This window comes from Arthrobacter sp. Br18 (assembly GCF_000520555.1).
In the GTDB taxonomy this organism is placed as follows: domain Bacteria; phylum Actinomycetota; class Actinomycetes; order Actinomycetales; family Micrococcaceae; genus Arthrobacter_D.
The window spans coordinates 60,259-69,957 of the sequence record NZ_KI914846.1 but is presented as its reverse complement, the minus strand read 5'-3'; the positions used below and the strand labels follow the sequence as shown (position 1 = coordinate 69,957).

The 9,699-nt window shown below is 66.8% G+C and carries 8 protein-coding genes and 1 pseudogene; 5 read left to right on the top strand and 4 right to left on the bottom strand.

From position 1 onward, the window contains the following. Window positions 1-1,142 (top strand): MMPL family transporter (locus tag Y704_RS18655; protein WP_155850198.1); only part of this gene is annotated, 1,142 nt, incomplete at its 5' end. Here Y704_RS18655 and Y704_RS18650 read toward each other — a convergent pair. Beyond that, a complete protein-coding gene (locus Y704_RS18650; protein WP_051476640.1) occupies window positions 1,096-2,193 on the bottom strand; it encodes a zinc-dependent alcohol dehydrogenase family protein in 1,098 nt (365 codons plus the stop codon). The genes Y704_RS18655 and Y704_RS18650 overlap by 47 nt on opposite strands. A gap of 217 nt (window positions 2,194-2,410) precedes the next feature. Between Y704_RS18650 and Y704_RS22595 the strand changes: the two genes are divergently transcribed. Beyond that, window positions 2,411-3,235 (top strand): GAF domain-containing protein, encoded by an 825-nt coding sequence (locus Y704_RS22595; protein ID WP_051476639.1) that lies wholly within the window; start codon window positions 2,411-2,413, stop codon window positions 3,233-3,235. Between the two features lie 135 nt (window positions 3,236-3,370). Next, window positions 3,371-4,033, top strand: a complete 663-nt coding sequence (locus Y704_RS22590; RefSeq protein ID WP_051476638.1) for a GNAT family N-acetyltransferase — start codon at window positions 3,371-3,373, stop codon at window positions 4,031-4,033. Window positions 4,034-4,132: 99 nt separating this feature from the next. Here the strand turns inward: Y704_RS22590 and Y704_RS18635 are convergent. From Y704_RS18635 to Y704_RS0103040, 3 genes and pseudogenes are all read right to left on the bottom strand, one after another. After that, window positions 4,133-5,649: pseudogene (locus Y704_RS18635) on the bottom strand (catalase). After that, a complete protein-coding gene (locus Y704_RS18630) occupies window positions 5,639-6,151 on the bottom strand; it encodes a Fur family transcriptional regulator (protein ID WP_035771406.1) in 513 nt (170 codons plus the stop codon). The pseudogene Y704_RS18635 and the gene Y704_RS18630 overlap by 11 nt, the downstream one beginning before the upstream one ends. Window positions 6,152-6,228: 77 nt before the next feature. Then, entirely contained in the window at window positions 6,229-7,416 is a 1,188-nt protein-coding gene (locus Y704_RS0103040; RefSeq protein WP_216698945.1) for an amidohydrolase family protein, read from the bottom strand. A 181-nt stretch (window positions 7,417-7,597) separates the two neighbouring features. Here Y704_RS0103040 and Y704_RS0103035 point away from each other — a divergent pair, with 181 nt between their 5' ends. Both Y704_RS0103035 and Y704_RS0103030 read left to right on the top strand, forming a co-directional pair. Continuing rightward, window positions 7,598-8,302 (top strand): esterase/lipase family protein, encoded by a 705-nt coding sequence (locus Y704_RS0103035; protein WP_026549006.1) that lies wholly within the window; start codon window positions 7,598-7,600, stop codon window positions 8,300-8,302. A 62-nt stretch (window positions 8,303-8,364) separates the two neighbouring features. Next, on the top strand, window positions 8,365-9,651 hold the full coding sequence (locus tag Y704_RS0103030; RefSeq protein ID WP_026549005.1) for an MFS transporter: 1,287 nt from the start codon (window positions 8,365-8,367) through the stop codon (window positions 9,649-9,651). Window positions 9,652-9,699 lie beyond the last annotated feature (48 nt).

The window sequence follows — 9,699 nt, the reverse complement described above, 5'->3', positions numbered from 1 at the left end:
AAGGCCGCGGCTGGGGTGGGTTCGTCACCCGGAAACCGGTCCTCACGCTGATCGCCGGCGTCGTCCTCCTCGGTGTTCTCGCGATCCCGGCAGCACAGCTCCGGGTCGGCCTGCCCGACGGCGGCACCGAGCCCGCCGATTCCACTGCCTTCCAGGCCTACAGCACCGTAGGGGAGAAGTTCGGGGAGGGAACCAACGGGCCGCTGATCGTCGTCGGATCCCTGCCTGAAACAGCCGACGAGGCCGAACTGACCGAACTGCAGCTGGAGGTCAACGACCGCCTGGCGGCCATTCCCGACGTCGCCGCCTCGATCCCGGCGACGGTCAGCGACAACGGGCGGACCGCGATCTTCCAGGTCCTGCCCGAGGAGGGTCCGGCCAGTGAAACCACCGAGAACCTCGTGCGGGACCTGAGGAACTCCTCGGCGGACGTCGAAGCCGACACCGGGGTGGCAATCTCGGTGACCGGGCAGACCGCCGCGAACATCGACGTCTCGGCGAAGCTCATGGAGGCCATGCCGCTGTACCTGGGCATCGTCGTCGGCCTGTCACTGATCCTGCTGCTGCTGGTCTTCCGTTCGGTCCTGGTGCCGCTGATCGCCACCGCAGGCTTCCTGCTCTCGCTGCTGGCAAGCTTCGGCGCGACGGTGGCCATCTACCAGTGGGGCTGGTTGGGGGACTTCTTCGGGGTGACGAACCCGGGTCCCATCCTCAGCTTCCTGCCCATCATCCTGATCGGCGTCCTGTTCGGGCTGGCGATGGACTACCAGATGTTCCTGGTGTCCGGAATGCGGGAAGCCTTCGTGCACGGGGACGATCCGCGGGCAGCGGTGCGTATCGGTTTCAGCCACGGCGCCCGGGTGGTCACCGCAGCGGCGATCATCATGGTCGCCGTCTTCACCGGCTTCGTGTTCTCCCACCTGGCGATGGTCCGCCCGATCGGCTTCGGACTGGCGTTCGGAGTGCTGGTGGATGCCTTCGTGGTGCGGATGACCCTCGTCCCGGCGGCGATGTACCTGCTCGGCAGGAAGGCATGGTGGCTGCCGGCATGGCTCGGCCGGATCCTGCCCGACGTCGACGTCGAGGGTGCCAGACTCACCCGGACCGAAAGGGAACCGGAACCGGCGCTCGTGAGGACCTGACCCGGGTGGGCGGGAGGATATCGATGACGGTCACGCCCGCGGGGTTGCGCCCCGAGGCCATCGCCACGAGTGCCTCGGGTGCCTCGTCCAGGGTGATTCTGCGCTCGATCAGCGTTTCGGGGCGCAGCGCTCCCGAAGCGACCAGGGCAAGCAGGGCAGGATAGTCCCCGGCGGGCATCCCATGGCTCCCCAGCACCGTCAGCTCCCTGGCGATCACAGCTGACATCGGCAGCACCGGGTCGGACGAGAACAGTCCGATCTGGACATGGCGTCCCCGGGGAAGAAGGGACAGGATGCCGGCAGCTGCAGTCTCCGCGAGCCCCAGGGCGTCGACCGAGACCTGCACGCCCTGCGGAACCAGGGCCTCGATCGAGCCGAGCAGCTCCGTCTGGCCCAGCCCGGAGGAGTTGATCACGCGCGAGGCTCCCAGCCGGCGCGCACGGTCCAGGGTGAAGTCGTCGATGTCGACGGCGGTGACGGTTGCTCCCAGCGCGACGCCGATCATCACCGCACTCAGCCCGACGCCTCCGCAGCCGATCACCAGGAGTGACTCGCCTCGCTGGAGCTGCGCCTGGTGGGCGAGGCCCCGGTAGGCAGTGGCGAAACGACACCCGAGGAGCGCCGCGGCTCCGCTGTCGAGGTCGTCGGGGACGGCAATGAGATTGGTGTCCGCGTCGTGGAGGGCTACCAGCTCGGCGTAGGAGCCCCAGTGGGTGAAGCCGGGCTGGGTCTGGTTCCGGCAGACCTGTCCGTTGCCCGAGCGGCACTCAGGACATTGTCCGCATGCGCAGACGAACGGCACGGTGACGCGCTGCCCCTCGGCGAAACGCTGTACGCGGGGACCGAGGGCGGCGATGGTTCCCACCAGCTCATGTCCGGGAACGTGGGGGAGCGCAATTCCCGAGTCGTGCCCCAGCCAGCCGTGGACATCGCTCCGGCACAGTCCTGTGGTCTCAACGCGCACGACGACACCGTCCGGACCGGGCACCGGGTCCGCCACGGTCCGGATCGCCGGGCGCTGGGAGTACCTGTCGAAATAGACTGCGCGCACGTGGTCCTCCGGGTGCTTGTGGTCGGCATTCGCGCCGGGCGGCGTTCAGCTTCCAGGAACGGTATCAGGGTGTCAGGAGGGCACTATCAGCACCGGGAGCTTAGCAAGGACCGGCGCAGACGGCACGCCATTTTGTGTCCGTCCGGAGAGCGCCGGAAAATGTACCGTAGAGGTGTCGGGTGTGGTGCGCGGAGTGGAGGCCTGAGGAATGACAGGGATGGACGGATACCTGCAGCAATGGCTCACGCTCGGGACCGTCGCAGACGCCGGGCTTCGAGTCGGTGATCTATGGATGGCGTATCTCGACACCGGCGGTACCTGCGACATCGCCGACGTCGAGGCGTATCTCCACGGCCTGCTGCTCCTGCCCCGGGTCGAGCGGGACATTGTCGCCCACACCGTCAATGAACTGCTCGACGGGCGGAGCGAGCCCTTCCGTCCCGCGCCCTACAGCAACGGGGACGTGTCCACTGCGGCGGGCTACTCAGGAAGCCGGTTCGACAGGCTGTCCGATCGGGACCTGGAGAGGCTGGTCGCCGCGGACCCGGTCACGGGTCCCGGATCCCGCCCCGGCCGTCAGAGGGCAGAAGCCCGCCGGCTCGAATCGCTGCACAGCACCGGGCTGCTCGGCACCCTCCGCGAGGAACGGTTCGACAGGATCACCCGGCGCGCCCGGCAGGAGTTCGCCGTGAGCTCGGCGTCGATCGCGCTCATCGGACAGGACCGGCAGATCATCAAGTCGGTCAACGGCCCGATCGGGCAGGACCTGCCGCGGGACGTCTCCTTCTGCAATCAGACCATCCGCTCGGCCGATGCCCTGGTGGTCACCGACGCCCTCCACGACGAACGATTCCGGAACAATCCGCTGGTGCAGGACCTCCCGCGGATACGCTTCTACGCCGGGTGCCCGCTGACCGGGCCGGGTGGCTGGCGGATCGGCACGCTCTGCGTCATCGACGACAAACCCCGCGGTTTTTCCGAGCAGGACGAACAACGCTTGCGGTCCCTTGCGGGCCTCGTTCAGCAGGAAATCTCCGGCTGAAAATCCGCGGGCCCTCGGGCTCCACGGGCCATCGAAAATTAGTCAGCCTGCTGGGTTTCTCTTTCAACCGGGGTGAACTATGCTTTCGGAACCGGCCTAGCAGAGGGCCATGGGAACCACCATTAGCAGAGGGCCATGGGAACCACCATCGTGGAGTCAGCCATGGAAAATGATCCCCTAGTACTTGACCGGCTACATTCGCCCGTTGTGCAGGAGAGTCCGCCGCCGTTCGTCGGGCCGTCGGGCCACCCCTCCAGCATCGATCCGCACCTCGATGAGACGGGATTTCCGGTGGATCTCTCGGTGATCACCACCCGCGAGCTGCGCGTGCTCTGCAATCAGGTCTATCGACTTCTGGACCGCAACTACCCGCCGATGGAGTCCAGGGAGCAGTACGAAGCCCTCGTCGAGGAGCTCGAACGCCGGGAAACCATCGCCGAGACACGCGTTCCACAGTCGCAACTGCGAGGGACCTTCCGCGACAACCCGCTGTTCTCCCGATTCGAACTCTTCTCCGACGGGAGGATGGCTGGATACGTCAAGTACGAGATGCATGGCGGGAACGTCCTGCTCCTGCAGGCCGTCGTGGACCCGCGCTTCCGGCGGATGGAGGTGGAACCGCTGTTGATCCAGCATGTCCTCCTCAACGCGCACCGGCGCCGTCTTGCCGTCGCGCCGTACTGTCCGCAGGTCCGTGAATTCCTGGCCGAGAACCCGCAGTACCTCGCACTCCTGCCCACACGGCAGCGACACCGCGTGGAACACCTCATCGCGGACGCCGAGCTCCAGCAGGTGTGATCCCGCCAGCGCCGCGCTCCTTGCAGAAGAGGCAGGGCGGACCAGGTCCGTCCTGCCTCTCCGTAAGCGCTCGCCCGGCGGGGCTATGCGGGGTAGGGCCTAATACAGTGCCGCTTCGGATGCGGATGCGGATGCCGTGCCGAGATTCGCGCGGAGCTTGGCACCCAGGGTCTCATCGACGCTGGTCCAGTACGCGATGGCGCGCTCACGGATATCGCCGCTGACGACGCCGCCCACCGCTCCGGTGATCGTCTCGAGGAAACGCGCGCGCTCGGCGTCGTCGAAGACCTCGCGGTACAGCGTGCCGGCCTGGCCGAAGTCGTCGTCCTCCGCGTGCAGCGAGTGCGCGGCGTAGACGAGGTCGCCGTCGTTCTCCCAGCCGCCGTGCGCACCGTACTGTGCGGGATCAGCGGCGGGACCGCCGACGGAGTTCGGGGCGTAGACAGGGGTGGCCGCGGAGTTGAAGTGGTACCTGCCGGAGCCGTCCTTCGAGTAGTTGCGGACCTCGTTCTTCGGCATGTTCACCGGGAGCTGCGCATGGTTGGTTCCCACCCGGTAGCGGTGCGCGTCGGCGTAGGAGAAGATCCGGGCCTGCAGCATGCGGTCGGGGCTCGCCGCGATGCCGGGAACAAAGTTCGACGGCGCGAACGTCGCCTGCTCGATCTGCGAGAAGTAGTTCTCTGGATTGCGGTCTCGATCTGCGAGAAGTAGTTCTCTGGATTGCGGTTCAGTGTGAGCTTGCCGACCGGGATCAGCGGGTAGTCGGCCTGCGGCCAGACCTTGGTGAGGTCGAAGGGATTGAAGCGGTAGTCCTTGGCGTCGTGGTAGGGCATGATCTGGACCTTCAGGTCCCAGCTCGGGTGGTTACCTTTGGCGATGTTCTCGGAAAGGTCCCGCAGGTGGTGGTCGGCGTCAGAGCCGGCCAGGGCCTCGGCCTCGTCGACGGACAGCACTTCGTGGCCTTGGTTGGACTTGAAATGGTATTTGACCCAGAACTTCTCACCGGCCTCGTTGATCCACATGTAGGTATGGGATCCATAGCCGTTCATGGTGCGCCAGGAGTTGGGGAGGCCGCGGTCGCCCATGAGCCAGGTGACCTGGTGGGCGGACTCCGGGCTGAGCGTCCAGAAATCCCACTGCATGTCGGCGTCGCGCAGGTTGGTGCCGGGAAGGCGCTTCTGCGAGTGGATGAAGTCGGGAAACTTGATGCCGTCGCGGATGAAGAAGACGGGCGTGTTGTTTCCCACGAGGTCGTAGTTGCCCTCGGGGGTGTAGAACTTCAGCGCAAAGCCGCGGGGGTCGCGCCACGTGTCGGGGGAGCCCTGCTCGCCGGCCACAGAGGAGAACCGCAGCAGCGTCTCGGTGGTGGCGCCCTGCTGGAAGAGGGCCGCCTTGGTGAACATACTGACGTCCTCGGTGGTCTCGAAGACACCGAAGGCACCGCCGCCCTTGGCGTGGACCACACGCTCGGGGACGCGCTCGCGGTTGAACTGGGCCAGCTTCTCGATGAGGTAGTGGTCGGTCAGCGGAATGGCTCCGTCGCGGCCCATAACCGAGGAATGGCCGTCATCGATGACCGGCGCCCCGGACTGCGTCGTGCTGAAATTAGCGTTCATGGTGCTCCTTCTGTGGTGAATCTGTTGAGTGGTCGGTGGATTGTGCGGGGATGTCGCGGCAGTCGTCGCACAGGCCCTGGTACATCACTTCCGCGATCTGGATGGTCATGCGCCCTGACCCCGGGGCCCAGGAGGGGGTGAGGCACGGGGCGTGGCCCACGGCGCAGTCGACGTCCTCGATGCGCCCGCACCCTGTGCACACCGCGTGGTGGTGGTTGTCCCCGACCCGCGTCTCATAGCGCGCGGGGGAGTGCGGCGTCTCGATGCGGCGCAGCAGTCCCGCGTCGGTCAGGTCCGCGAGGACCACATAGACGGACTGCACGGTGATGTGCGGCAGCTCAGCGCGCACCGCGGCTGCAGCATCGTCGGCGGTGGAATGCGGGGAATGCTCGACGGCGGCGAGGACTGCCAGCCTCTGCCGGGTGACGCGCCGCCCCAGGGAGTGCAGCGCGCGTGACCACTGAGCCTCGAGGGCATCGGAGCGGTGCGTTCCCGTGGTCATGGCCCGAGTCAACCACTTATTTTGAATAAATCATAATAAGGCTCCGCGCCGTCCCCGGTATTGCTGCCCCCTCGGCCTCAGCAGACCCTGGTTCCCCGGCTGAAGACTGCCGCGATGTCATGGATGCTTGCCGGGTCCTCGAGCGGGTTTCCCCGAACCGCCAACAGGTCCGCGTCGTAACCGGCTTCGATCCGCCCCTTGGACGTCGAGAGCCCGCAGGTTGCTGCCGCCGCGGAGGTGATCATTTGAAGGGCTTCGGCGGCACCCATGCCCGCATCCATGAGCTGGGGCAGCGCGTACCGGACGACATCGTGGGGTTTCGTCGGGGCGATCCCGCCATCGGTTCCAGCGGCCAGAACGGCACCGGCTTCGTACATCCGCCGCAGGTTGGCCTCGATGAACGGCAGCCGTCGCAGGACAGCGTCCGGCGGACGGAGCCCTTCCACGGGGCGTATCCCCACCGTTGCTCCAACGACGATCCGTTGGCTGATTATTCTGTGGATGAAGTCCCCGGGCTCGTCGACGCCCGTTGCTGACCAGAAACTGACGTGTTCCATTCCGTCAACGCCGGCAGTAATGGCATTCGCTATGCCGGGCGTGCCGTGGGCATGCGCCGTGACAGGTAGTCCGGCCCGGTGGGCCTCGTCAACGGCGGCACGTATCTCTGCGGCGCTGAACTGCGCTGACTCCTGCCTGCTTCCCGGCGTCAGATTTCCTCCGGTGGCCATGATCTTGATGACGTCCACGCCATGGTCGGCGTGCTCACGGACGGCTGCCCGCAGGCTCTGTTCTCCCGGGGACGCGGTGCCGCCCAGGAAGTGGCAGTGCCCGGCGACGGAGGTGATGGGAGGTCCGGCCGCCACCAGTGTCGGAAAGCCGCGGGAACCGCGCAGCTGCAGGGACAGATAGTCGAGGTCGCCCAGATCCCGCAGGGTGGTGACGCCGCCCGCCAACGCGGCGTGCCCGGCACGGCGCATTGCGACGACGACCTCGGCATCCGTCCGGGCAGCCAGTGTGCCCACCGGGTCGGCGCCGGCATCAAAGGCCAGATGGGTATGGGTGTCGATGAGGCCGGGGAGCAGGGTCACCGGCCCCAGATCGAGCGGGTCTGCATACTCCGGAATGTATTCTCCGGTCCCCACCGACGCGATGAGTGGTCCGTCGAGGATTACCACGGAGGCTTGCCGGAACGACTGCCCGTCGAAAAGTCCGGCCGCCCGGATCGCCGTCGGCCGCGGCCTTTGGATCACCCGAATGTCTGACACGAAGCCCCCTGTGAGGAAGGAGTCACTTCAGCCTAACCGCAGGCCACGACACCCGCGAGTGTCTCGCGCGTGAAACCGGGAGTGAGTGCGGCGCGTGCGGCTCGGGGCAACGTTCGTGTCCATGGGCCGTCGTGCTCGAAGTCGCCGCCCCGGCTGTGAAGAATATCGGTACGGTGAAAGGGTGAATCTCGTGAAGCGCGGCTGGGCCTGGGCACTCGACTACGCCTACGTGGGCTTCTGGCAGGTGCATGGCTTTCTCTTTCGGGCCGATCCCGCACGCTACCTGACCACCGACCCGGAGAAGGCTCACGTGCACCGGCTGCCCGTCCTGCTGATCCCGGGAATCTACGAGACCTGGCAGTTCATGCGTCCCGTTGCGGACCATCTGCATGCTGCAGGCCACCCCATCCACGTGGTGCGGCAGCTCGGCTACAACCTGGGAACGGTCGAGGATATGGCAGTCCTCGTGGGTCGATATCTCGAACAGCAGGGCCTTGAGAACGTGGTGGTCGTCGCCCACAGCAAAGGCGGGCTGATCGGGAAGTTTTTGCTGACCATGCCTCACCAGGCAGGACGCGTGAACCGGCTGGTCACCGTGAACACTCCGTTCTCCGGCTCGATCTACGCGAATTTCTTCGTGCTTCCGAGCATCCGGGCCTTTGCGCCGGGCAACCGTACGCTTCAGCTGCTGCGCGCGAATATCGAGAACAACGCCCGCATCACGTCGATCTACGGCAGGTTCGACCCGCACATTCCGGGCGGCAGCTACCTGGAGGGAGCCCGCAACGTGCAACTCGACACGATGGGCCACTTCCGGCCCATCGGCGACAAGCGGGTCCTGGAGGAAATCCACAAGGCCATTGCGGCGGGCGAGCTGGAAGCCTGAGGAGCACTTCCCCCGGGTGAGTTCGTTGCCGCCGTGAACCAAACTCCGGATACACTTTCCCGGTGCCCCGACTCCTTGCTGACATCACGCCGCTGCGGGAGAGCCCCGCATTCCGCCGGCTCTACATCGGCACGGCGCTCTCGGCCATCGGAACCCAGCTCACCCTGATCGCCGTCAGTCTCCAGGTCTATTCCTTGACGGAATCGACGTTGAGCGTCGGCCTCCTCAGCCTGTTCGCCCTCGTGCCGCTCGTGATCGCCGGTCTGTACGGCGGAGCAATCGCCGATGCGCAGGATCGCCGCAAAGTGGCTCTGGCATCGGGAATCGCCCTCTGGATAACGTCCATGGCCATCGCTGCGCAGGCGTGGCTGGGCCTCGACAACGTCTGGCTGCTCTACTGCCTCATTGCCGTCCATTCGGGTGCCGCAGGCATCAACCAGCCCACCCGCAGCTCGATCATCCCGCGGCTGGTCCGGCCGGAACTCCTTCCGGCGGCCAACGCCCTCAGCATGATCACCTTCGGCCTGGCCTTCACCATCGGCCCGCTGCTCGCGGGCGTGCTGGTGGCGCAGGTGGGCTATGCCTGGACCTACACCATCGACGTCGTGACCTTCACCTTCGCGCTGTGGGCGGTCTACCGGCTGCCGCCCCTTCCGCCGGAAGGGCCCACCCGTCGCGCAGGGCTCGCGACGGTCCTCGAGGGCTTCCGCTTCCTCGGAACCCGGCCGAATATCCGCATGACGTTCATCGTGGATCTGGCCGCCATGATCCTGGCCCAGCCGCGCGTCCTGTTGCCTGCGGTGGGGGCCGTACTGATCGGCGGCGGTGAGCTGACGGTCGGTATCCTGTTCGCCTCGGCCGCTTTCGGGGCGGTGCTGGCGGGCCTGTTCTCCGGTCCGCTCGGGCGCATCCATCAGCAGGGGCAGGCGGTGATCTGGTCGATCGTCGGGTGGGGCGCCTCGGTCAGCGGCTTCGGCCTGGTGGTGGTCATGGCGAGCTCGTCCGGCGGGACCGCGGCGGGGGAGGGGGAGCTGTCCGCCTGGGTTCTCCCCGCAGCCCTGTGCCTCGTCCTCGCCGGAATCGCCGACTCGATCAGCAGTGTCTTCCGCAACACCATCCTGCAGTCCGCAACTCCCGACGCGATGCGCGGCAGGCTGCAGGGGGTCTTCATCGTCGTCGTCGCGGGGGGCCCGCGGGTGGGTGACGTGGTGGCCGGCGGGAACGCGGCCTGGCTGGGGGAGGGGTGGACCGCCGTCGTCGGCGGGCTCGCCTGCATCGTGCTGGTGCTGGCCCTCTCACGCTGGCAGCCACGCTTTGCCCGGTACGACTCGCGGCACCCGGAAGCTTGAGGCTGCCGGCCCGCGCCGAGCCCCGGCCCGTAGAATCTGTGGAACAGC